The organism is Neobacillus drentensis, from assembly GCF_036962765.1.
Classification (GTDB): domain Bacteria; phylum Bacillota; class Bacilli; order Bacillales; family Cytobacillaceae; genus Neobacillus; species Neobacillus drentensis_C.
The window spans coordinates 11,270-33,879 of the sequence record NZ_JBALOS010000130.1 but is presented as its reverse complement, the minus strand read 5'-3'; the positions used below and the strand labels follow the sequence as shown (position 1 = coordinate 33,879).

At 41.8% G+C, this 22,610-nt stretch carries 21 protein-coding genes; 16 read left to right on the top strand and 5 right to left on the bottom strand.

Features of this window, described 5'->3' with window-relative positions; genetic code table 11:
- Positions 1 to 192: 192 nt before the first annotated feature.
- Positions 193 to 1,740: an L-glutamate gamma-semialdehyde dehydrogenase gene (gene pruA / locus V7137_RS16680; RefSeq protein WP_335699126.1), complete on the top strand. Its 1,548-nt coding sequence runs from the start codon at positions 193 to 195 to the stop codon at positions 1,738 to 1,740.
- Between the two features lie 39 nt (positions 1,741 to 1,779).
- On the opposite strand, the gene V7137_RS16675 is transcribed toward pruA, so the two are convergent.
- Positions 1,780 to 2,508, bottom strand: coding sequence for a hypothetical protein (locus tag V7137_RS16675; protein WP_335699125.1), 729 nt, complete (start codon positions 2,506 to 2,508; stop codon positions 1,780 to 1,782).
- 331 nt (positions 2,509 to 2,839) lie between these two features.
- Here V7137_RS16675 and V7137_RS16670 point away from each other — a divergent pair, with 331 nt between their 5' ends.
- The 9 genes from V7137_RS16670 (at position 2,840) to V7137_RS16630 (ending at position 13,071) form a co-directional block, all read left to right on the top strand.
- Positions 2,840 to 3,067, top strand: a complete 228-nt coding sequence (locus V7137_RS16670; protein WP_218348056.1) for a hypothetical protein — start codon at positions 2,840 to 2,842, stop codon at positions 3,065 to 3,067.
- Between the two features lie 22 nt (positions 3,068 to 3,089).
- On the top strand, positions 3,090 to 4,076 hold the full coding sequence (locus V7137_RS16665) for a hypothetical protein (protein ID WP_335699124.1): 987 nt from the start codon (positions 3,090 to 3,092) through the stop codon (positions 4,074 to 4,076).
- 188 nt (positions 4,077 to 4,264) lie between these two features.
- Positions 4,265 to 6,688 carry a nitrite reductase large subunit NirB gene (gene nirB / locus V7137_RS16660; RefSeq protein ID WP_335699123.1) on the top strand — a complete coding sequence of 808 codons (2,424 nt, stop codon included), beginning with the start codon at positions 4,265 to 4,267 and terminating at the stop codon, positions 6,686 to 6,688.
- A gap of 6 nt (positions 6,689 to 6,694) precedes the next feature.
- Positions 6,695 to 7,015, top strand: a complete 321-nt coding sequence (gene nirD, locus V7137_RS16655) for a nitrite reductase small subunit NirD (RefSeq protein ID WP_335699122.1) — start codon at positions 6,695 to 6,697, stop codon at positions 7,013 to 7,015.
- Positions 7,016 to 7,042: 27 nt separating this feature from the next.
- Positions 7,043 to 8,491, top strand: a complete 1,449-nt coding sequence (gene cobA / locus V7137_RS16650; protein ID WP_335699121.1) for a uroporphyrinogen-III C-methyltransferase — start codon at positions 7,043 to 7,045, stop codon at positions 8,489 to 8,491.
- Positions 8,492 to 8,494: 3 nt separating this feature from the next.
- The gene (locus V7137_RS16645; RefSeq protein WP_335699120.1) at positions 8,495 to 9,127 is read left to right on the top strand and encodes an NAD(P)-binding protein; all 633 of its coding nucleotides are present in this window, start codon (positions 8,495 to 8,497) and stop codon (positions 9,125 to 9,127) included.
- A gap of 185 nt (positions 9,128 to 9,312) precedes the next feature.
- Positions 9,313 to 10,905 (top strand): malate synthase A, encoded by a 1,593-nt coding sequence (aceB, locus tag V7137_RS16640; protein ID WP_335699119.1) that lies wholly within the window; start codon positions 9,313 to 9,315, stop codon positions 10,903 to 10,905.
- Positions 10,906 to 11,098: 193 nt separating this feature from the next.
- The gene (gene aceA / locus V7137_RS16635; protein ID WP_335699118.1) at positions 11,099 to 12,382 is read left to right on the top strand and encodes an isocitrate lyase; all 1,284 of its coding nucleotides are present in this window, start codon (positions 11,099 to 11,101) and stop codon (positions 12,380 to 12,382) included.
- Positions 12,383 to 12,633: 251 nt separating this feature from the next.
- Complete coding sequence (locus V7137_RS16630; protein ID WP_335699117.1) at positions 12,634 to 13,071, top strand: YueI family protein; 438 nt, start codon at positions 12,634 to 12,636, stop codon at positions 13,069 to 13,071.
- A gap of 186 nt (positions 13,072 to 13,257) precedes the next feature.
- Here the strand turns inward: V7137_RS16630 and V7137_RS16625 are convergent, their stop codons facing one another.
- A complete protein-coding gene (locus V7137_RS16625; RefSeq protein ID WP_335699116.1) occupies positions 13,258 to 13,710 on the bottom strand; it encodes an OsmC family protein in 453 nt (150 codons plus the stop codon).
- Positions 13,711 to 13,800: 90 nt separating this feature from the next.
- Between V7137_RS16625 and V7137_RS16620 the strand changes: the two genes are divergently transcribed.
- Entirely contained in the window at positions 13,801 to 14,304 is a 504-nt protein-coding gene (locus V7137_RS16620; RefSeq protein WP_335699115.1) for a VanZ family protein, read from the top strand.
- A gap of 16 nt (positions 14,305 to 14,320) precedes the next feature.
- On the opposite strand, the gene V7137_RS16615 is transcribed toward V7137_RS16620, so the two are convergent.
- A complete protein-coding gene (locus V7137_RS16615; RefSeq protein WP_335699114.1) occupies positions 14,321 to 14,977 on the bottom strand; it encodes a lysozyme family protein in 657 nt (218 codons plus the stop codon).
- 236 nt (positions 14,978 to 15,213) lie between these two features.
- Here V7137_RS16615 and gatC point away from each other — a divergent pair, with 236 nt between their 5' ends.
- The 3 genes from gatC to gatB are packed head-to-tail and all read left to right on the top strand — an operon-like array spanning position 15,214 to position 18,416.
- Positions 15,214 to 15,513: an Asp-tRNA(Asn)/Glu-tRNA(Gln) amidotransferase subunit GatC gene (gene gatC / locus V7137_RS16610; protein ID WP_335699113.1), complete on the top strand. Its 300-nt coding sequence runs from the start codon at positions 15,214 to 15,216 to the stop codon at positions 15,511 to 15,513.
- Positions 15,514 to 15,518: 5 nt separating this feature from the next.
- Positions 15,519 to 16,976 carry an Asp-tRNA(Asn)/Glu-tRNA(Gln) amidotransferase subunit GatA gene (gene gatA, locus V7137_RS16605; RefSeq protein WP_335699112.1) on the top strand — a complete coding sequence of 486 codons (1,458 nt, stop codon included), beginning with the start codon at positions 15,519 to 15,521 and terminating at the stop codon, positions 16,974 to 16,976.
- 12 nt (positions 16,977 to 16,988) lie between these two features.
- A complete protein-coding gene (gatB, locus tag V7137_RS16600; protein WP_335699111.1) occupies positions 16,989 to 18,416 on the top strand; it encodes an Asp-tRNA(Asn)/Glu-tRNA(Gln) amidotransferase subunit GatB in 1,428 nt (475 codons plus the stop codon).
- 702 nt (positions 18,417 to 19,118) lie between these two features.
- Here gatB and V7137_RS16595 read toward each other — a convergent pair.
- The gene (locus V7137_RS16595) at positions 19,119 to 19,550 is read right to left on the bottom strand and encodes a VOC family protein (protein WP_335699110.1); all 432 of its coding nucleotides are present in this window, start codon (positions 19,548 to 19,550) and stop codon (positions 19,119 to 19,121) included.
- Between the two features lie 156 nt (positions 19,551 to 19,706).
- Between V7137_RS16595 and V7137_RS16590 the strand changes: the two genes are divergently transcribed.
- Positions 19,707 to 20,246: a DUF1697 domain-containing protein gene (locus V7137_RS16590; protein ID WP_335699109.1), complete on the top strand. Its 540-nt coding sequence runs from the start codon at positions 19,707 to 19,709 to the stop codon at positions 20,244 to 20,246.
- A 40-nt stretch (positions 20,247 to 20,286) separates the two neighbouring features.
- Here the strand turns inward: V7137_RS16590 and putP are convergent, their stop codons facing one another.
- On the bottom strand, positions 20,287 to 21,765 hold the full coding sequence (putP, locus tag V7137_RS16585; protein WP_335699108.1) for a sodium/proline symporter PutP: 1,479 nt from the start codon (positions 21,763 to 21,765) through the stop codon (positions 20,287 to 20,289).
- A 226-nt stretch (positions 21,766 to 21,991) separates the two neighbouring features.
- Between putP and V7137_RS16580 the strand changes: the two genes are divergently transcribed.
- Entirely contained in the window at positions 21,992 to 22,540 is a 549-nt protein-coding gene (locus tag V7137_RS16580; protein WP_335699107.1) for a thioredoxin family protein, read from the top strand.
- Positions 22,541 to 22,610: the final 70 nt, after the last annotated feature.

The following is a 22,610-nucleotide window of genomic DNA, read 5'->3' as shown; positions in this document are numbered from 1 at the left end:
GCTTCCCGGACCGCCCGCGAACCGTACGCGCCTGAAGCGGAAATCAACAGGTAAGTTTAACAAAGCTTATCAAAAAGACCCGACAAAAGCTGGGTCTTTTTTCAATTCTCCAAATCATTGCGGCACGGAATTAAAACATGTTAGAATGTACAGTGGAGTGAAAACGTTTTTAATACATAGGAGGTTTAAGATATGGTACAACCTTACAAACACGAACCATTTACAGATTTTACGATTGAGGAAAACCGTCAGGCCTATCTAAAGGCGTTAAAAACAGTCGAAGGTTATTTAGGTCAGGATTACGACCTAGTTATTGATGGAGAAAGAATTAATACTGAGGATAAAATTGTTTCCTATAATCCTTCCAATACGAAAGAAATCATTGGCCGCGTGTCAAAGGCAAGCCAAGATTTAGCTGAAAAAGCAATGCAAGCAGCGGTTGAAGCTTTTAAAACGTGGAAAAAAACAAAAGCAGAAGTTCGCGCGGATGTGCTTTTTAAAGCAGCAACGATTATTCGCCGCCGCAAACATGAGTTTTCTGCCCTTCTAACAAAAGAAGCAGGTAAGCCATGGAAAGAAGCGGATGCAGATACAGCAGAAGCGATTGACTTCCTTGAATATTATGGACGCCAAATGCTGGCCCTTAAAGATGGTGTGCCAGTAAATAGCCGTCCGAACGAATTTAATCGTTACAATTATATTCCACTAGGCGTTGGGATTATTATTTCACCTTGGAACTTCCCATTAGCGATTATGGCTGGTACGACAGTTGCAGCGATTGTATCTGGGAACACCGTTCTATTAAAACCAGCTTCCACTACACCAGTTGTGGCTGCGAAGTTTGTAGAAGTCATGGAAGAAGCAGGTCTTCCTAAGGGTGTTCTAAACTTTGTACCGGGTAGCGGTGCGGAAGTGGGCGACTATTTAGTTGACCACAAAGATACTCGCTTTATCAGCTTTACGGGATCACGTGATGTTGGACTTCGCATTTTCGACCGTTCTTCTAAGGTGAACCCAGGACAAGTATGGATGAAGCGTTTGATCGCTGAAATGGGCGGGAAAGATACGATTGTAGTGGATAGTGAAGCAGATCTTGAACTTGCAGCACAATCGATTGTAGCAGGTGCGTTTGGCTTCTCAGGTCAAAAATGTTCCGCATGTTCACGCGCAGTCATCGTAGAAGATGTTTACGATCAAGTACTGAATCGCGTTGTAGAATTAACCAATGAGCTAACGATCGGCGATCCTACAGAACAAGCAATATTCATGGGTCCAGTTAACGACAATAACGCGTTCAAAAAGATCATGGAATATATTGAAATTGGTAAGAGCGAAGGTAAGTTAATGGCTGGCGGCGAAGGAGATAATTCGAAAGGTTACTTCATCAAACCAACCGTTATTGCGGACCTTTCTCCAGATGCACGCATCATGAAGGAAGAAATCTTTGGTCCAGTTGTTGGTTTTACTAAAGCAAAGGATTTCACCGATGCAATTGAAATTGCAAACAACACTGAGTATGGTTTAACTGGTGCTGTTATCACGACTAACCGTGAGCACCTTGAACAAGCACGTGAAGACTTCCATGTTGGTAACCTGTACTTCAACCGTTCATGTACAGGGGCTATCGTTGGCTATCAGCCATTCGGCGGCTTCAATATGTCCGGTACTGACTCAAAAGCAGGCGGTCCTGACTACTTACTGCTTCATATGCAGGCTAAAACAACCTCTGAAATGTATTAATTATAAAAGTCAAAACCCCTTCAGAAGGGGTTTTGTTTTTTATTCTGGTACGTTAATCACAAACGGGACGGTAAATACTTTGCCATTGTGCTGAAATTGACCCCATACCTTGTACAGCCCTTTTTCAGGAAAAATGGTCATAAAGGTTACCTTTGGACCACTCCCTTCAGTTGTCATCGGATGGATGTGCAAATACTTTTCCGCATCACCACTAATCGCGACCGCGTGTCCCATGGCTCCTAAATAGGGCTGCAGATTTTTAATCGGTTGATTGCTTGCTGCATCACTAATTGTAAAGTTCAGATGAACCGTCATGCCGGCCATTATATGGTCAAAAGTAAGCGTCACTTTTTTTCCATCCTCTACTTTCGTAAGCTTCTGATCTGGGATGAGCGGATTTGGAGCTGCCGTTTTTCCTTCAATCCGGACCCAATGACTTTCAACACTAGGGTCTCCTCCACCCTTAGGCGTGAATTCAGAGATAAGCTTATATTCTCCGCCTGCGGGGAAGTTCGTGGTAAAGTTAAATTCGCCATTTCCCTTATAATTTGGATGGATGTGAGAAAAATAAGCTAAATCCTTACTTACAATAAATAAATGCATTTTTTTCTCATGAACCGTATCGAATGATTGAATCGGTTTATTAGATTTATCCTTAATGAGGAGTGAAATCGAGATTTCCTCATTTGCGTTCGGATGATCCTGAATCCTCCATTCAGACTTTGTAGGAATGACACCAGTTGGAGTGGCACTCATATTATGGTCCATACTTGACTTTGGGACTCTAATTGGATTACAAGCAGATAAAAGCAGCGTGTAAAATAGGATGCTAACTAGTATAGATTTTTTCAGTGGAATATCCCCCAATCATAGACGATCTTACTTTTTGGCTGTGTTAATGGTCATTGTTGATATTTTAGCAATGTTGATTGAAGCGGAAATCAACATGCAAGTATAGCCACAGCCTACTTTTTAAAAATACATTACCTAATTCAACCAATGCAAGGATTTTTTGTAATTAAAAAAGTCCGCGATATTGAAAATAATGATAATATAAAGAAAAGGCAGTTAGGAAGTAAAAGTGTGGAGGATTGTAAAATTGATTCCATTATATCTATTACACGTCACAACAGTGGAACATAGTGAAAGTTTACTTTGGACATTTTTAATTTGTAATATTTTTGTTGTCTCCGCAGGTATTGTATTTATCTATAAATTATTTCGACAAAAACCTGTTCGGGTTGCGGGAATTACGTTTGCGATTGCTTTAGCCATAAATTATATCCTTATCGCCATCTTTGGAGATATTTTCGATTTGCTTGGATAAGCAAAAGAGGGAGATGATATCGTTGAAATATTACCGTTTGTGGGTACTTGCCTTTCTGTTGAAATTCATTGGGTCGGCATGGGATGCTTCTTATCATTTTAAATATTTGTTTGAGGAATATTCGATTCCCCATATTGTCAATACCATTGGATTTATCTTAGGGGCTTTTTTGTTATTTCAAGAGTGGCGGCGTCCGCAATATATGGACCGGTTTTCTAGAAATATAATTACGGTCGGATACATTTTATTCCTTATTGGAATTCCCTTAGATTTTACGTACCATATTGCATTTGGAATTGATTTAACCACCTGGAGCCCCACCCATTTTATTTATTATATCGGGACAGGTATAATGATTTTTGGAGTATGGCGCGGGTACTTTTTGCATACGAGAGAAATTCAACCGTCATGGAAGTCACTTCATACTTGGTTTGCCATGTATCTCCTTGAATGCTTGATGTTCCCGAACATGCAGCAGGAGAACGGAGCGATTTCTTATGATCAATACATTCACGGAAACTCGATTGCCTCAAAGGAAATCCTGGAATTAATCTCTGATCCTGCTTCCCAGATTTTTGGAGGTATTCCTGAATGGGTCTATCCGATTTATTCCGTCCTAATGGTTTCTCTCCTCACAATTTTAATCATTCGCTATTGTCGCGATTATACGATCCCTGTGATGGCGGCGTCTCTTTATATCCTGTTACGATTTGTTGGTAAAGCCATTTTTGCCACGGTTGGGTATCCAACTTCCTATGTTCCAATAACATTATTATTGATTCCGTTGGCCTATTTATTAATTAGAAAAGACAGTCGGATTGCAGGATTTGTCGGCAGTGCTGTTTACTTTCTAGTTTTGTATCTGATTCACACCTCAGGTTTACTGATCACACCGCCTTTGGAACTATGGGAGCTTGTACCGGTTGCAGTCATTGGTGTACTGGTTCCAGTTATAAATGGATTGTTTAAACCATTTCCATTACAAAAAACAGAAAAAAAGGTAGTTTAGGCGAAAATAGCATACATTGGTATGCTATTTTTTTGTTCAGACCGATACTATGACAAAAATGTGAAATCATTCACATATAGTGTTGAAAAGTGACGTACTTCACAATTTTTATGGACTCTAGCATTTACAATTTACCTATAAAGAAAACCTTAATAATTATGATTGAATATATAAGGAGCGATCCAAAAATGAAAAAACTAGTGATGATTGGGAACGGGATGGCAGGCGTTAGAACGATTGAAGAAATTCTAAAAGCATCAACTGAACCCTTTGAGATAACGATTTTTGGCCAAGAGCCGTATCCAAACTACAATCGGATTAAACTATCAAATATCCTTCAGGGGGATACAAGCTTTGAAGATATCATCATTAACCCCCTAGATTGGTATAAAGAAAACAATATTCAATTATTTATGGGTGAAGCAGTCGTTAAGATTGATGTGGAGAACAAACGTGTTGTTAGTGATCTTGGCAGGGAAGTCAAATACGATGATTTGATTATCGCTACTGGTTCGAAATCTTTCATTCTTCCGATCCCCGGGGCAGATAAAAAAGGTGTGACAGGGTTTCGAGACATCCATGATTGTGAAATGATGATCAAATCAGCAGAACACTATAAAAAGGCTGTTGTCATCGGCGGCGGGCTCCTCGGACTGGAAGCTGCAAGAGGCCTGTTGAACTTAGGGATGACAGTCGATGTCGTCCATCTTATGCCGCATCTAATGGAGCGCCAGCTCGATTCGGTTGCTTCCTCTTTACTAAAAGCGGAACTAGAAGCACAAGGTATGAACTTCTTAATGGAAAAAGAAACGGTTGAAATTCTTGGCGAAGAACGTGTGACGGGTCTCCGCTTTAAAGATGGCTCACAAGTGGATGCTGACTTGGTTGTTATGGCGATTGGGATTAAGTCGAATATAGAAGTGGCTAAAAACAGCGGTATCTATGTGAATCGCGGCATTGTCGTTAATGACTTCATGGAAACAAGTGTCCCGCATGTGTATGCAGTTGGAGAATGTGCGGAACACCGGGAGATTGTCTATGGTTTGGTTGCCCCTTTATATGAACAAGGAAAAGTGCTCGCTAACCGCATTTGTGGGGACTTAGGAGAACCATATCAAGGCTCTGTAACTGGAACACAATTAAAGGTGGCCGGTGTCGACCTATTCTCTGCAGGGGAGATTTTTGAAGATGGTTCCACCAAATCGATCATGGTCTACAATGAGTATGATGGTGTCTATAAAAAGATTTTAACGAGAAATAACATCATCGTGGGTGTGGTCCTTTATGGTGATACGAAGGATAGCACGAAGCTATTTCGGATGCTGACGAAAAAAGAAGATATCAGTGGAATGACCAGTATTTCAGTCCTGCAATCTGAATGCAGTGCAGAAGGGGGAAATGACGATGTCGCTTCGATGCCGAATGATGAATTAGTGTGCGGCTGTAATGGGGTTACAAAAGGTGCCATTGTTGAAGCCATTAAAGCACAAGGGTTAACAACATTAGATCAAGTGAGCCATTGTACGAACGCCGGCCGTTCCTGCGGACGTTGTAAACCGGTGGTAAGCAATATTCTCGCTCACACACTTGGGGACCAATTTGATGAAGCAGCAGCACAAAAAACTAGCCTTTGTGGGTGCACAACCCTAAGCCGTGATGAAGTAGTGGCCGAAATTAAAGAAAAAGGCTTAACAAGTGTGAAAGAAGTCATGAATGTACTTGAGTGGAACAATGAGGAAGGCTGTACCAAATGCCGTCCGGCCATCAACTACTACCTAGGTATGATTCACATGGATGAATACAAAGATGACCGTGACTCTCGTCTCGTAAATGAAAAAATGCATGCAAATATTCAAAAAGATGGAACTTACTCAGTTGTCCCAAGAATGTACGGTGGGGTAACAACTGCCGCCGATTTGAAAAGAATAGCCGAGGTTGCCGAAAAGTATGAGGTTCCTCTTGTGAAATTAACAGGCGGTCAGCGAATTGGCTTGTTCGGGGTGAAAAAAGAAGACCTGCCAGCTATGTGGGAAGAGCTAGATATGCCATCTGGTTATGCATATGGAAAAACACTTCGTACGGTGAAAACTTGCGTCGGCGCACAATTCTGCCGCTATGGTACACAAGATTCTATGGCACTCGGAATAGAGCTAGAAAAGAAATTTGAACGCCTCGATACACCGCATAAAGTAAAAATGGGTGTGTCTGCCTGCCCGCGAAACTGCTCTGAAGCAGGCATCAAAGACATTGGCTTTGTCGGCATTGATGGCGGTTGGGAGATTTATGTGGCTGGTAATGGCGGGGTCGACCTCCGCGCCGGAGACCTTTTATGTACTGTGAAAACACAGGACGAAGTGATGGAAATGACAGGTGCCTACCTGCAATACTACCGTGAAACAGCTCATTATTTGGAGCGTACTTCTAAATGGGTAGAACGTGTAGGCCTGGACCATGTGAGAGAAGTTCTTGCAAACGAGGAAACAAGGAAAGCCTTGAACGAACGCATGGATAAAACATTGAAAAAGTATATCGAGCCTTGGAATGAAGCGATTCAAAGTGATGAAATTCAAGATAAATATTATACAAAACACACCATCAAGGTTGGGGAGTGATTCAATATGCTTCAAACTATAACACGGGTTCCAGTTGCAAACTATTCCAAAATAAAAGTTAGGTCTGGCTATTCGCTTAAAATCGATGCCACGGATATTGCGTTATTTAAATTAACAAACGGAGAGGTTTACGCGATTGAAGATCGTAGTCCGCATCCAAAAGGCGGGGTTCTTTCAGAAGGGCTTGTAAGTGGCGAATATGTATATTGCCCTGTTTATGATTGGAAAATATCATTAAAAGATGGTAAAGTACAGGCACCGGATGAAGGTCAAGTGCGGACATTTAAGGTAGAATTAGTGGATGATACCGTGTTTATTATCAGATAAGTAGGAAATGGGAAGGATTGCTGCAGGATGAAGACAGGAAAAGTATTTTTAGTGGGAGCAGGGCCCGGGGACATACGATTAATCACCATCAAAGGCATGGAGGCCATTAAGCAAGCCGAAGTCATTTTATATGATCGGCTTGCCAATCCCAAATTATTGGAGTTTGCTCCGGCCGATTGTGAGTTGATCTATTGCGGTAAATTACCTAATCGCCACATTATACGCCAAGGGAATATCAATGAACTTTTGGTGGAGAAGGCGCTTGAAGGAAAGCGGGTTGTCCGCTTAAAAGGCGGAGATCCTGGCGTTTTTGGCAGAGTTGGCGAAGAAGCAGCCGCCCTTGCCGAACATCAAATTCCATTTGAAATCGTTCCTGGTATTACATCGGGGATAGCAGCCCCGCTTTATGCAGGAATTCCTGTTACTCACCGTGAATATGCAGAATCATTTGCAGTGGTAACCGCCCATGATAAATCGAAAGAAGGCAAACCTGTGCTAGACTGGGAAGGATTGGCCCGTGGTGTTGATACGATTGCATTTTATATGGGCGTCAGCAATTTACCGTTTATTTGCGAAAATCTCATCAACTACGGTAAACCATCGTCGACACCAGTTATTTTGATTCAATGGGGTACATTTGGCCGTCAAAAAACCTTGCAAGGGACGCTTGCGGATATTTCAGAAAAGGTCTTGGAGGCCAAGTTTAGCAACCCGTCAATTATTTTAGTTGGTAACGTCATCTCCCTTCGTGAAAAAATTAGTTGGTTCGAGAAATTGCCGCTATATGGACGACAAATTCTGCTGGCCCGTACGAGTGAAGGCTCTAGTGAATTAGCCAAAGCATTAATCGATCAGGGAGCAGATGTGATTGAATTTCCAAAATGGAAAAAAACCATGCTGCCGATTGATCTAACGAAGGTGGCTTCCTATGAAAACATTCTCTTTACCTCACCAGAAAGTGTCGATGAATTTTTTACGGCGATAATGGAGCATGGCATCGATATTCGAACCATTCGTGCTGCCTTTTATGGTGCTTCCATTAAATCGATAAAGGCGCTTAGGAAGCGTGGATTTTTGGCTGACCATGCGGATGGGATGCAAGTGTCCGAGGTTTTGCTCATTGTCGGAGACGATTGCCTATTGAAAAGAGAATATGATTCAGCGGACATCATGGTGACCAGCAAGAAAGAACTGGATCAGCAGTTCCTGCCTCTTTTTAAAAGAATGTTGGATGAAGCTAACCTAAACACGATGGTATTTCCAAGCAGTGCTTCGGTTGAATTGTTTGTAAATGCGTTAAATGACTGTGATTTGGATACCACTGATCTGTTGAAAGGAATGCAAGTGATCAGCATGGGCAAACAAACGGAGGCGGCTGTTGAAAGTGCAGGCATTCCTTCACATGGCCAGCCTGCACATCCAACCAAGGAAGCTTTGGTGGATTATTTAGCAGCCCTGCCCATTGAGGAAGTGTAAAGAATGAATGCAGGCTATCCAGTTATGCTAAGGTTAGAAGGGAAAAGAGTCGTTGTTATAGGAGGCGGGAACGTAGCCGAGCGGAAAGTGACAGGCTTGCTTGATACCGGTGCAGAAATCGTCGTCGTCAGTCCGGAGGCAACTGAAGAAATTCAAAGGCTTAGTCGGGACGGAAGAATCACGTGGAAACAAAAGTCTTTAACAGACAGTGACATTGCGGATGCATTCCTAATTTTTGCAGCCACCAATAATCGTGAGATCAATCAGTCGATTCGGAATTCCGTTAAAGCTCACCAACTTGTAACGATTGCCGATGATCCAGATGGCTCCACTTTCCATGTTCCTGCCCACGTTCAACGCGGACATTTGAGTATTGCTATTTCAACAGGAGGGGCCAGTCCAACTCTGGCCAGACAAATCCGCGAGCAGCTCGAGCAGCAGTTCGTTGATTCCTATGAGGCCTATCTTAACTTTCTTTCTACGAAACGAAAATGGATTCTGAAGGAAGTAGCAAATACATCGCTAAAGAGAAAACTATTAAAGTCTATCGTGAGCACGGAGTTTTTGACTAGTGACCAACGGGAAGAGGATTTTATGCAATTATATGAATCGCTTCGTCAAGAAACGCGAGAATAGAACCAAAAGGATGTCAGTGGGCATTCTTTTTTTTTTGGTCATTTATCCTTCTAAGAAAAAGGACAGAGAGTTTTTTTACCTAATTTTATAAAATTTTCAGAAAAGTAGTTCCATTTTTAAAATTCGTGTTATATAATACAAAACATGGATAGTTTCTGTATTATAACAAAGAGGTGATGTAGTTCATGTCGACTCAAACAACTGGTATTAAAGTGGTCGGGGCCGTGAAAGCCCAATACGAAGAGATTTTAACACCAGAGGCATTAAATTTTATTGAAAAGCTGGAGCGAATGTTTGGCGGGAGAAGAGTGGAACTGTTACAGTACAGGGAAAAACGCCAAGCGGAAATGAATAGTGGTACATTGCCAGATTTCCTCCCGGAGACGAAGCATGTTCGGAATGGGGACTGGACGATTGCTCCGCTCCCAGATGACCTGCAGGATCGCCGGGTCGAAATTACCGGTCCGACCGATCGGAAAATGGTGATTAACGCTTTGAACTCGGGTGCAAAGGTGTTTATGGCCGATTGCGAAGATGCCACTTCACCGACATGGGAAAACATCGTAGAGGGACAAATCAACTTAAGAGATGCAGTAAATCGGACGATATCTTTTGAAAATGCCAATGGAAAAAAATATGTACTAAACGAAGAGACGGCTGTCCTGTTTGTGCGACCACGCGGCCTTCATTTAGATGAAAAACATATTTTGCTAGATGGCAAGCCTATTTCAGGAAGTTTCTTCGATTTTGGAATGTATTTTTTCCATAATGTAAACCAACTACTTGCGAAGGGAACAGGTCCTTATTTTTACCTGCCGAAGCTGGAAAGTCACCTGGAGGCACGGCTTTGGAATGATGTATTTGTATTTGCGCAAGAGTATCTCAGGATTCCGAATGGAACCATTAAAGCAACAGTCTTATTAGAAACCATCATGGGCGCTTTTGAAATGAATGAGATTTTATTTGAGCTAAGAGACCACTCTGCAGGATTGAATTGTGGCAGATGGGATTATATCTTCAGTTACTTGAAAAAGCTGCGTCATCACAAGGATGTCATTTTACCCGACCGCTCACAAGTCACGATGACGGTTCCGTTTATGCGTTCGTATTCGTTACTAACGATTCAAACCTGTCACCGCCGCAAGGCACCGGCGATCGGCGGAATGGCTGCACAAATTCCGATTCGCAATAACCCGGCTGCAAATGAGGAGGCCTTTGCTAAGGTTCGAGCTGATAAAGAGCGCGAAGCCCGTGACGGTCATGATGGAACATGGGTGGCACACCCAGGTCTCGTCCCGGTTGCCTTAGAGGTTTTCAACCGCGAAATGCCGGTTGCCAACCAAATCCACACCAGCAAACAACAGAAAATCACGGTGACTGCTCAAGATTTGCTCGAGTCACCAGGTGGCATCATTACAGAAGAAGGCGTTCGTTTGAACATAAATGTCGGGATTCAATACGTGGCTTCGTGGTTAAGAGGCAATGGCGCTGCGCCGATTCACAACTTGATGGAGGATGCCGCAACTGCTGAAATTTCACGTGCCCAGCTGTGGCAGTGGATTCGCCATCCAAAAGGTATTCTAAATGACGGAAGAAAAGTCACAGTGGAAATGTATGAGCAATATAAGGTAGAGGAATTAGAAAAAATCAAACAGGAAATGGGTGCGCAAGCATATGAAAACGGCCGTTTTAATGAAGCAGTAGAACTGTTTGATCGGCTGATCGTAAATGACGAGTTTGCTGAATTTTTAACCCTGCCAGGGTATGAGCTTATCTAGTTTATTTGTAGGCTATGTTAAAGCTTATTGTTGATTTTGGCCCCCTGTTGACTGGAACGGAAGGTGCGAAGACTCCTGCGGGAGGCTCATTGGACCGCCCGAGAACCGCATTCTCCTGGAGTGGAAATTAACGGCAAGTTAAACATAGCCTATTTTAAAAAAATACTTAATAGATTAATAGGAGGAATAGAAAATGACAGATTCAAGAGTAGCGCAATTACAAGAAAGCTGGGAAATGGATAGCCGTTGGAAAGGGATTACAAGACCATATAGTGCTGAGGATGTTATTAAACTGCGTGGATCGATTGATATTGAGCATACGCTGGCACGAAAAGGATCTGAAAAACTTTGGAAACTATTGAATGAGGAAGACTATGTCAACGCCTTAGGTGCCTTAACAGGGAATCAAGCAGTCCAGCAAGTAAAAGCAGGTCTGAAAGCAATCTACTTAAGCGGCTGGCAAGTTGCGGCTGATGCGAACCTATCAGGACACATGTACCCTGACCAAAGCTTATACCCAGCAAACAGTGTACCCAATGTGGTGAAAAAGATTAACCAAGCCTTACAGCGTGCAGACCAAATCCACCATTCCGAAGGTGATAACTCAATCGATTGGTTCGCTCCAATTGTGGCGGATGCTGAAGCTGGCTTTGGCGGTCAATTAAACTGTTTCGAATTAATGAAAGGCATGATTGAAGCCGGTGCATCAGGTGTCCACTTTGAAGACCAACTTTCTTCAGAGAAAAAATGTGGTCACTTAGGCGGGAAGGTTTTGCTGCCAACACAAACTGCGGTTCGTAACCTGATTGCTGCTCGTCTAGCTGCGGACGTTATGGGGGTTCCTACAGTACTTGTAGCAAGGACTGACGCTAATGCAGCCGATTTAATTACGAGTGATATTGATATGAATGATGCCCCGTTTATTACCGGAGAACGCACAGGAGAAGGATTCTTCCGAGTGAAGGCGGGGATTGACCAAGCGATCGCTCGTGGTCTTGCTTATGCACCATATGCCGATCTTGTTTGGTGTGAAACTTCTGAGCCGAACCTTGAGGAAGCAAGACAGTTTGCTGAAGCTCTCCATGAGCAGTTCCCAGGCAAGTTGCTCGCATACAACTGCTCACCATCTTTCAACTGGAAAAAGAAACTCGATCAAGAAACGATTGCAAAATTCCAAGTCGAGCTTGGCAAAATGGGCTACAAATTCCAATTCGTTACCCTTGCTGGCTTCCACGCCCTAAACTATGGCATGTTCGAGCTGGCTCGCGGCTATAAAGAGCGCGGCATGGCAGCATATTCCGAATTGCAGCAAGCCGAATTCGACAGCGAAAAATACGGCTACACAGCCACACGCCACCAACGTGAAGTAGGTACAGGTTACTTTGACCAAGTCTCCATGGTTATTACAGGCGGAACCTCATCAACAACTGCATTAAAAGGTTCAACTGAGGCCGAACAGTTTACTGGGAAAAACTAAGACTCGGGTCCCTCTCTCCAGTTGGAGAGAGGGATTTTTTTATGGGGTTTAGTGGGTTACTGGCGGATAGGGTGTGATTACTCTCGGATAGTTGCCGATTACTCTCGGATAAGGGTAACTTACTATCGGATAACTACAATTTACTCTCGAAATGGCTATTTTCCCTCATCAAATAAACTCTCTTTTTGGTGTGGAACGTTTTTTAGGGTATCATCATAGATAATAATAGCCTTTAAATGGAGTTGATTTGTTTGAAAAAGACAACCGTTGACGAGGTCTTACAGCAAGGAATCTATGGACCATTAGAGACAAAGCCCGATGAGCGTCGGAAATTCTTAGGAACGATTAGAGAGCGGATTGTCGTGGCTCTAATGAAAAGCCAAGTGGCAGAAGCGAACGTGTATCCCCAAGTGGAGCAGCATATGAAAGAAAAGCCGCAGTCACATCTTTTTTTAAATGGAAATATGGATTATGGTAACCTATCGAAATATGTAAAACTGGCCACGAAATATAAAATTGAACATACCCTTGTGACCAATAAAGAGCATGACTCGGAAATCGGCTTAGTATTAGCCATGGATCACGCCATTGATAAGGAAGATATTTATATTACCAACAAAGTATCAAAACCAATCCAGCAGGAAGACAAAAAGAGCAAGGGGTTCTTTTCAAAAATCTTTAAACGATAAAGCATAAGAGGATCGAGCTGGTGTTCATGAGGATAAAAGTTGTCGATCCAGAACACCAACTGCCCTTATGAGGTGCTCATGAGGACAAAAGTCATCGATCCAGAACACCAACTGTCCTCATGAGTTGTTCATGAGGACAAAAGTCGTCCATCCCGGGCGCTAACTGTCCTCATGACGCTCTAACCCTCAGCCTGCCGCTACTTCCACTGTAGCCTGCAGTTCCAACTCAACATTTCCCTGAATCGCGCGACTGATCATGCAGGATGTCTCTGCTTTTTTGGTGAGTCTAACCGCCATATCAACATCTTTTTTCGAAGCACCTGGTTTCAGGACAAGCTTTGGACGATGAATAATCTTTTTATAGGTAAAAACCCCATTGGTTACATCGACAATGCCTTCAGACTCCATCGTTAAGCTTTCCTTCACCAACCCGGTTCGTTCCATCATCGCAGCAAGGGTGATAATATAGCAGGTCGCGGCAGCCCCTAGCAGCATTTCATCTGGATTGGTGCCGACACCCGGTCCATCCATTTCTGGCGGGATAGAAATCTTCGTTATTAAATTCCCTGCCTTAATTTCACCGACATCATTCCGTAATCCCGGCCAGTTTGCCTTTAAGTGAAAAACATGTTCAGACATTCTAAATTCCTCCAATTCCAGTTTTGCGCCCACGACTTTTTGAAAATATGGTATGGTTATTCTGATATGTAAAAAATGGAGCAGTGATGAATGAAAATTATTTTTAAAATGACCCTATTCCTAATTCTTTGTTTATATTTAGCGATTCTTTCAAAATTCATTTTGTTTAAATACATCCCGTTATCTGAGATTATCAATCATTTTAACTTTACATATGATGAATACCACTGGCGGTCAAATAATTTTGTCCCATTTAAAACGATTAATTTTTATCTGTTCTTAGCAGATATCAACTTAAGTATTCGGATTGAGAACTTAGCAGGGAATATTATCGGTTTTATGCCATTCGGATTCATCTTACCATTGCTGGCGAAGAAGTTTCAAAAACTTAGTGCCGTCACCCTAGCCACCTTTTGCTTAAGCTTGACGTTTGAACTGCTGCAATTGATATTTGAATTCGGCAGCTTTGATGTGGACGATTTGATTTTAAATACGGCTGGTGGAATACTTGGTTACCTGCCTATTAAACTGATTATTCTATTCACCCATTTAAAAAAGAAGCATGTAAAAAGAAATGTTCACTACAGTAAATAAAAAAACCACACATGAATCAAAACGATTCACTAGTGGTTTTTTTGCCGCCGGTTACCGGGACGCTGTCTGCTAACAATTCTATATTTTTCGTTACCTTTGTGCTATAAGTAAAATCACCATAGCAGTAAGGATAGCGGAAATTTTGTTTATTGCCGCCGCAGGTATAAATGGCCGGCTTTTCTTTTACCTGCTGGAGAGAAAATTGCTTTGCGAGCTCCTCACTATGCTTACCTCCGTGTTTTGCAACATAGTCAATGTAGCCAATGCCCATGTTGTAAGACTGGATAATGGTCTGGAAATCTACCTTTTTCTTATTCCCATAAGTGAGTACACGCTGGAAATGTTTAACCCCAACCTGGATGCTTTTTTTCGGATCTGTTATGGTATTCCTAGCCAAGCCAGCTGATTCCGAAGCCTGCATCGGATCCCCGCCCTTGCCGCGGCTTTCCTGCTGCATTAAGGCGATTACTACTGTTGTCTGGCTTTCGAGATGATATTTTGCTAACTCATCATATATTAAGGGATGATATTTTTTTACATCAGCAAATGGATCATTTTTTACAAGAAGAGGGGAATCTTGTTGTTGAAAATAATTTTGGAACATGGCTAAGGCGCAAAAAAGGATGAACAATACGAAAAAGGTTTTAAATTTCTTCCGTCGACGTTTTTTCATTCTGAAATCCTCCCATCCATGACCATTATAAGGGAAGTTGCCAAGAATGTCTGTGACAAGCTAAGTAGAAAAATAGTTACATTATTAAGAGAAAAATAGAATGAAATTTTTAAAAAGTGTGAACAAAAATCGATTTGCTTGCCAATACTGATGATGAATCATTGCGGTAAAGCAAAAAAGTTTGGTATCATCTTAATTATTGATATGACAAGACAAATGGGATTGGGGGTTATAATATGTCACGAATTTCAAATGAAGAGGTTAAGCATGTGGCCAATCTGGCACGATTGGCCATTACCGAGGAAGAAACAGAAAAGTTTACCAAGCAGCTGGATGCAATTATTACCTTTGCTGAGCAGTTAAATGAATTGGATACGGAAAATGTGGAGCCTACATACCATGTGTTAGATATGAAAAATGTCTTACGTGAAGATAGATCCAAACCTGGATTATCGCGTGAAGAGGTACTTAAAAATGCCCCTGAACATCAGGATGGACAGATTAAAGTACCATCGATTATGGGGAAGGAGGATTGAAAAGGGTGAGTTTATTTGATTATAAAGTTTCAGACTTACATGAGCTTTTTACGAAAAAGGAAGTAAAGGTATCCGATCTTGTGGATGAATCCTATAAGAGAATTGGACAAGTCGAGGACAAAGTCCAGGCTTTTTTAACATTAGATGAAGAACGCGCCCGCCAATCTGCGAAAGCATTAGATGACAAGATCCAGACAGATGCGGCAAAAGGTTTGCTATTTGGGATGCCGATTGGCTTAAAAGATAACTTAGTGACAAAAGGACTTCGGACAACCTGTGGGAGTAAAATCCTTAAAAACTTCGATCCCATTTATGATGCCACTGTTGTTCAGAAACTGCAGCAGGAAGAAACGGTAACGATTGGGAAGTTAAATATGGATGAGTTTGCAATGGGGTCTTCGAATGAAAATTCCCACTTCCAAACAACACGCAATCCATGGAATCTTGAGAGGGTTCCAGGTGGATCTTCAGGCGGTTCAGCAGCATCTGTAGCAGCAGGAGAAGTCCTATTTTCTCTTGGTTCTGATACAGGCGGTTCGATCCGTCAGCCGGCCTCTTTTTGTGGAGTAGTTGGAATGAAGCCAACCTATGGCCGTGTTTCCCGCTTTGGTCTCGTCGCTTTTGCTTCATCACTTGATCAAATTGGGCCAATTACGAGAACAGTTGAGGACAATGCCTATCTGCTCCAAGCAATATCCGGCCTTGATCCAATGGATTCAACCTCAGCCAATGTAGATGTACCAAACTTTGCAAGTGCCTTAACAGGTGATGTGAAGGGCCTCAAAATCGCTGTACCAAAAGAATATCTTGGTGAAGGTGTCAGCGAACCTGTAAGACAGTCTGTATTAAATGCCTTAAAGGTACTTGAGGGTCTTGGTGCCGTATGGGAAGAGGTGTCTTTACCGCACTCGAAGTATGCGCTTGCCGCGTACTATTTGCTGTCTTCCTCAGAGGCATCAGCCAACCTTGCCCGTTTTGACGGAGTCCGTTATGGTTACCGGACTAAGGATCCTGAATCGTTAATCGATTTATATAAAAAAACGCGCGCAGAAGGCTTCGGTGATGAAGTAAAGCGCCGCATTATGCTTGGTACGTTTGCATTAAGTTCAGGTTATTATGATGCCTATTACAAAAAAGCACAGCAGGTTCGTACCTTAATCAAGCAAGACTTTGAAAAGATCTTTGCGAACTATGATGTGATTGTCGGACCAACAACTCCAACACCAGCTTTTAAAATTGGTGAAAATATTGAGGATCCATTAACGATGTATGCTAATGATATTTTAACCATTCCGCTTAATCTTGCTGGTTTACCGGGAATTTCCGTTCCGTGCGGCTTTGAAGGCGGACTGCCATTAGGCTTACAAATCATCGGCAAGTATTTTGATGAATCTACTATCTATCGTGTAGCACATTCATTTGAACAGGCAACTGACTATCATAAACAAAAACCTGGATTATAGGGGGTGAAGACAATGGAATTTGAAACAGTGATCGGACTTGAGGTCCATGTAGAGTTAAAAACAGATTCAAAAATCTTCTCGGCGAGCCCTAATCATTTTGGTGCTGAGCCGAATACGAATACAAGTGTCATTGACCTAGGCTATCCTGGAGTATTACCTGTCCTTAATAAAAAGGCGGTCGAATTCGGGATTAAGGCTGCGATGGCGATTAATTGTGAGGTTGCTACTCATACCAAGTTTGACCGGAAGAACTACTTTTATCCGGACAATCCCAAAGCCTATCAGATTTCTCAATTTGATAAGCCAATCGGGGAACATGGCTGGATTGATATTGAGGTAAATGGCTATACGAAGCGCATTGGGATTACGCGCATCCATTTGGAAGAAGATGCCGGTAAGCTGAACCATGGCAAAGGGTACTCATTATGTGATTACAACCGTCAGGGTACGCCGCTTGTTGAGATTGTTTCAGAACCAGATATTCGCACACCTGATGAGGCGTATGCGTATCTTGAAAAATTAAAATCGATTATCCAATACACGGGCGTGTCGGATTGTAAAATGGAAGAGGGCTCACTCCGTTGTGATGCAAATATTTCGATCCGTCCTGTTGGACAAAAGGAATTCGGAACGAAGACGGAATTGAAAAACCTCAACTCATTCAATTTTGTCCGTAAAGGACTTGAATTCGAAGAGAAGCGTCAACGTGAAGTCGTAACAGCTGGTGGAACCATTGATCAGGAAACACGCCGCTTTGATGAAGCCACTGGTGCAACGCTGTTGATGAGGGTCAAAGAAGGTTCGGATGATTATCGCTACTTCCCTGAGCCGGATTTAATGGATTTGTACATTGATGAGGACTGGAAAGCACGTATTCGTGCTGAAATTCCTGAACTGCCTGATCAACGTCAAAAGCGTTATATTGAAGAGCTGGGACTACCTGTTTACGATGCAAAGGTGCTAACCGTTACGAAAGAAATGGCTGATTTCTTTGAAGCGACAGTTAATGGCGGTGCGGACGCAAAACTTGCTTCGAACTGGATCATGGGGGATGTTTCCGCCTACTTAAATGCTGAGCAAAAGGAACTTCATCAAGTTGCCTTAACCCCAGAAGGTCTAGCAAGCATGATTAAGTTGATCGAAAACGGAACGATTTCTTCGAAAATTGCTAAAACCGTTTTTAAAGAGTTAATCGAAAACGGCGGCGATGCCGAGCAAATTGTGAAGGACAAAGGGCTAGTCCAGATTTCCGATGAGGGAACACTTCTTAAAATTATTTCAGAGGTTTTGGATGCGAATCCACAATCAGTTGAAGACTTTAAGAATGGAAAAAATAAAGCAGTTGGCTTCTTAGTAGGGCAATTAATGAAGGCGACGAAGGGTCAAGCCAATCCACAATTGGTTAATAAGTTATTGCAGCAAGAACTACAAAAGCGTTAAGACTGAAGCTGGCAGAATCGATTCTGCCAGCTTTTTTGTTTGCGAATTTCGACAATCTTTTCTACATTTCCCGGGAAAAAATCCTTTGGTGAAAAGGGTTTATCCTGTTTCTAATCAAACGTTTGGTTAGTAACCAATTATCAGGAAACGTGTCGAAGCCTGAGACTTTCACCAAGAAGTGCCTAATATCGACTTGTTTTTTAGTTTTTTAGAGAAAAATTATCGTCGGGGTCGACAAAAATTTCTTCCATAATAAGCTGGATCCCTTTCTGTGTATGGCCTCGTGGCAAACTAATCAAACGTTTGGTTAGTTTCTTTGAGATGAGTTGTTTCAACAATCTTTTCACGGTATTTTGTAGTGAAAGCTTGCTATAGAAGGGTATTCTGCGTTTTTAATTAAACGTTTAATTAGTTTGCAGCTGGTCGAAGGATGTAAAAATTAATGGAAAAAAGGTACCTAGGAGGCTTAGTAGCTCCAATTACCGACAAACTTTTTATCTGATTACAGAGTAAAACCTTTTATTTAAAAGGGCTGAAACCAGTATTAATCAAACGTTTGATTAGTTAGATATTTGGGGAGAAATAGTCGAGGCATGTAATAAGGATGCTGCATGAATTGGGAATTATTCAATACGCTGATAAAATCTAGCCTTATCTATAAAAAAGGTATCTAAACGATTTTAGATACCGTCTTAAGTGTATTTAAAAAGCTATCATCGCTCCGCGCTCATCAAAGATTGAGGAAGGATTCCATGCAACTTCCCATAAATTGTTTTCGGGGTCGGCAAAATAGGCTATGCGTCCGCCCCAAAAGGCATCACTTGGCTCTCGCAGTACCTTTGCCCCTGCGCTACGAATGATTTCTATTGTTGTATCAACTTGCTCTTGTTGAACTACGTTAATGGAAAAGGTTACTCCATGAAAGCTCTCAGGAGAATGTCTAAATTCAATACCAGCATCATTTGCTAACTCGGCAATCGGGTATAACGATAGCAGGACACCCGCCGTTTTAAAGACAGCGTATTGATCCGTGCTTATTTCAGTCTCCTCCCAACCCAATGTTTGATAAAATTTCCTAAGAACCGGTAGATCGTATGCACCGATCGTAAGCAAGCTAACTCTTTGTGGTACCATAATTAAATCCCTCCAAAAAATTATTATCTATCTAATTTTCTCCGAACAATTCGTAATATCCTCCCAAACTTGTGGATAGTGGATTTTCATAGTTTAATCAACTAATAAATGGTAAAATTTTAGTAAGGCGTTTATCAAAAAAAGCGAGGTTTATAAATGACCATTTATATTGCACTGTTACGAGGAATCAACGTTGGCAAGAATAACCGGATCAAAATGGCAGATTTAAAAAATCTACTAGAATCAATGGGTTTAGAAAAAGTGAAAACATACATTCAAAGTGGCAATGTTTTGTTTGAAACAAAAGATGATGCCCCCCAACTTAGCCAACGATTAGAGGATGAAATAAGCAAGACTTTTGGTTTTCCGGTTCCAGTAATGTTAAGAACAGCTGAGGAATACGAGCAGATTATCCGTGATGGCCCTTACTCAATGGATTCGCTGAAGGAAGGAGAGAGTATCCAATTAGCGTTTTTGGCTGATGAACCCTCCCAAGAGAAAATAGATTATTTACGTAACTTCCATAGCGAACCAGATGAATGCTTTATTAAGGGAAAAGAAGTTTATCTTTTCCTGCGGCAAAGTATCCTTGATTCCAAACTAGCTGCCCAGCTGCCCAAACTAGCTGTTCCAGCGACAGTACGGAACTGGAAAACCGTCATCAAACTATCGACGATGGTTGAGGCTTTAAAATAATAAAACGCTCGGATTCAATTGAATCCGAGCGTCAATCCTATTATTCGTTTTTTAATAAACGAACACTTTCAGTAAATTCCTTTTCAATCTCATCATTCTTTTTATAAGTTATCAAGCTAATAACCACTGCTACAATCAGGTTGAAAACAAAGCCAGGAACAATTTCATAAAGTGTGTCACCAAGCCCAACATTTTTCCAAACGATAACGGTAACAGCCCCAACGATCATCCCGAAGAGGGCGCCCCAATTCGTAATCTTTTTCCAGAATAAACTTAGTAGGATCACGGGGCCGAAAGAAGCGCCGAAGCCTGCCCATGCATAAGCGACAAGGTCTAAAATAGTGCTATTTTGCTTAAAGGCAAGAGCTGCGGCAATTACAGAAACGAGTAGTACCGCCATTCTTCCTAAGAAGACAAGCTGCTTATCCTTAGCATTTTTGTTCATCACCATTTTGTATAAATCTTCAACAAGCGCACTGGATGTTACGATTAATTGAGAAGAAATCGTACTCATAATCGCTGCAAGAATGGCCGCCAACGCAAACCCAGCGAATAGTGGGTGGAATAAAATCTGACTTAATTCAATAAATACCGCTTCCGGGTTCTTTAAGACATGATCAGGATTATTATGGAAAAAGGCAATACCAATAAAACCGGTAGCGATTGTTCCAAGAAGCGAGATAATCATCCAGCCCATACCAATACGACGGGCACTTTTCGTTTCTTTAATCGTCTTAATTGCCATAAAGCGGACAATGATATGCGGCTGTCCAAAATAGCCTAGGCCCCAGGCCATTGCTGAAATAATGCCTAAAAAGGTTGTTCCTTTTAATAAATCAAGTTTTGTGGGGTCAATCGCCCGAATCGTTTCGATTGTTTCAGCAGGACCTCCTGTGTGGAAGATGCCAATTGCTGGAACAAGAGCAAGGGCAATCAACATCATTAAGCCTTGAATAAAGTCTGTATAGCTTACCGCCAAGAATCCACCAAATAAGGTGTAGGCAACTGTAACTCCGCCAACAATAAGAAGTCCGGTATGATAACTAGTGCCAAATGAACTTTCAAAAAAGACTGCCCCAGAAACCATCCCTGAAGAAACATAGAAAGTAAAGAAAATAAGAATAACAATACCTGAAACAATACGGAGTAGTTTTGTGTTGTCTTTAAAACGATTCTCAAGATAGCTAGGAATCGTGATTGAATCATTGGCCACTTGAGTGTAAGAACGCAAGCGAGGTGCCACCAATAACCAGTTAAGGTAGGCACCAATCGTTAATCCGATGGCGATCCAAGCATCTGCCAAACCGGTAACATAAATTCCGCCTGGCAATCCCATTAAAAGCCAGCCGCTCATATCCGCTGCCCCTGCACTTAAGGCGGTTACTGCTGGTCCTAAAGACCTTCCCCCAAGCATGTAATCTGTAAGATTGCTAGTCTTTCGATAGGAATACCAACCGATAAAGAGCATAGCGGCAATATAGATTCCGATTGAAAGTAATTGAAGTGATTCATTAGACATAGGTTTCCTCCCTGATTTTCTTATCATAGAAAATATTTTCAATAATATTTTCTATATAAAAAATATTCTATCAACTTTAATACTGTATTTCTAGTGGATAAATATACTTTTTTGAAATAGGAAAAAATGCTTGTAGAATAACTTTGGTGCATCTCACTAAGCAGTTCAATTGTATCGGGTTCTTAAAACGTCTAAGATAGGAGAAAATGGAAGGGGTGTATTTAGGATGGATTTAAATCAATGGTTTCAAAAAGGATTGACTGTGGATGGGTACATAAATGCTATGACCACCAATAAAGAGGAAATGCTGACAATCTTTGAGCGCTTTACCTTAACGGAGGAAGATAAGAATAAGCTAGAGGCATTAAGGCCGCAAAAATTACGTGCGATTGTCTTATCCGAAGATTGGTGCGGTGATGCGATGCTGAATAACCCCATTTTACTTAAAATAGCTGAAGCGGCAGGAATGGAAGTCCGTTTTGTGCTCCGCGACTCTAATTTGGAGTTAATGGATCAATATTTAACCAATGGCACGTCGAGAGCGATTCCGATTTTTATATTTATCAATGAAGATGGAAATGAAGTCGATGTCTGGGGGCCAAGGGCACCAGAGTTGCAGGATTTTGTGATGGAAAAGCGCGCTGCCTTGCCAGATAAAGATGCTCCTGAATTCCAAGCGAAACAGACTGAAATGTTTAAGAATCTTCGAGCAACCTATCAATCAGATCCATCGATTTGGCAAACCGTTGCCAATAGTATCTTATCAACACTTTGAAAATAAGGGTATGTTAAAGCTTTTTGTTGATTTTGGCACCCTGTTGATTGTAGCGGAAGGCGCGAAGACT

Excerpts from the sequence above, each read along its gene's own strand:
- pruA (WP_335699126.1), top strand. The coding sequence starts at position 193 with ATGGTACAACCTTACAAACACGAACCATTTACAGATTTTACGATTGAG.
- V7137_RS16590 (WP_335699109.1), top strand. The coding sequence starts at position 19,707 with ATGACCATTTATATTGCACTGTTACGAGGAATCAACGTTGGCAAGAAT.
- cobA (WP_335699121.1), top strand. The coding sequence starts at position 7,043 with ATGAAGACAGGAAAAGTATTTTTAGTGGGAGCAGGGCCCGGGGACATA.
- aceB (WP_335699119.1), top strand. The coding sequence starts at position 9,313 with ATGTCGACTCAAACAACTGGTATTAAAGTGGTCGGGGCCGTGAAAGCC.
- V7137_RS16580 (WP_335699107.1), top strand. The coding sequence starts at position 21,992 with ATGGATTTAAATCAATGGTTTCAAAAAGGATTGACTGTGGATGGGTAC.
- V7137_RS16595 (WP_335699110.1), bottom strand. The coding sequence starts at position 19,550 with ATGGTACCACAAAGAGTTAGCTTGCTTACGATCGGTGCATACGATCTA.
- V7137_RS16675 (WP_335699125.1), bottom strand. The coding sequence starts at position 2,508 with ATGGACCATAATATGAGTGCCACTCCAACTGGTGTCATTCCTACAAAG.
- putP (WP_335699108.1), bottom strand. The coding sequence starts at position 21,765 with ATGTCTAATGAATCACTTCAATTACTTTCAATCGGAATCTATATTGCC.
- nirD (WP_335699122.1), top strand. The coding sequence starts at position 6,695 with ATGCTTCAAACTATAACACGGGTTCCAGTTGCAAACTATTCCAAAATA.
- gatC (WP_335699113.1), top strand. The coding sequence starts at position 15,214 with ATGTCACGAATTTCAAATGAAGAGGTTAAGCATGTGGCCAATCTGGCA.
- aceA (WP_335699118.1), top strand. The coding sequence starts at position 11,099 with ATGACAGATTCAAGAGTAGCGCAATTACAAGAAAGCTGGGAAATGGAT.
- V7137_RS16625 (WP_335699116.1), bottom strand. The coding sequence starts at position 13,710 with ATGTCTGAACATGTTTTTCACTTAAAGGCAAACTGGCCGGGATTACGG.
- V7137_RS16620 (WP_335699115.1), top strand. The coding sequence starts at position 13,801 with ATGAAAATTATTTTTAAAATGACCCTATTCCTAATTCTTTGTTTATAT.
- V7137_RS16615 (WP_335699114.1), bottom strand. The coding sequence starts at position 14,977 with ATGAAAAAACGTCGACGGAAGAAATTTAAAACCTTTTTCGTATTGTTC.
- gatB (WP_335699111.1), top strand. The coding sequence starts at position 16,989 with ATGGAATTTGAAACAGTGATCGGACTTGAGGTCCATGTAGAGTTAAAA.
- V7137_RS16645 (WP_335699120.1), top strand. The coding sequence starts at position 8,495 with ATGAATGCAGGCTATCCAGTTATGCTAAGGTTAGAAGGGAAAAGAGTC.
- nirB (WP_335699123.1), top strand. The coding sequence starts at position 4,265 with ATGAAAAAACTAGTGATGATTGGGAACGGGATGGCAGGCGTTAGAACG.